This window comes from Pseudoalteromonas sp. 19-MNA-CIBAN-0066 (assembly GCF_040308705.1).
GTDB lineage: Bacteria > Pseudomonadota > Gammaproteobacteria > Enterobacterales > Alteromonadaceae > Pseudoalteromonas > Pseudoalteromonas nigrifaciens.
Window position 1 is genome coordinate 1 of record NZ_JBEONZ010000332.1, and the last position, 249, is coordinate 249.

1 pseudogene is annotated in these 249 nt (G+C 43.4%); it reads right to left on the reverse strand.

The annotated features are described in order from the left end of the window. Positions 1 to 12: 12 nt before the first annotated feature. Positions 13 to 249: pseudogene (locus tag AAEZ18_RS19315) on the reverse strand (signal recognition particle-docking protein FtsY); the annotation flags it as partial.

Genomic DNA, 249 nt, shown 5'->3' on the forward strand with positions numbered 1-249 from the left:
TTTTTGGTGCTCTTAATAATCAGTTTCATCTTGCTCTGCTAAACGCTGCTGTTGCTCTAACTGTAATGCATGAGCATCGGCTTGCTGTTTTGCGAGTAACTCTGCATTGGCTTTTTCAATCGCTAGCTTTTCTGCTTGCTCTTTTTGGACTTGCTCCGCTGCTATTTTTTCTGCAGCCTCTTGCTCAGCTTTTAAATCGACCAGACGCGGTTGCACAAAATTATCTGCGTTAGCATGTTCTGCTGCTAA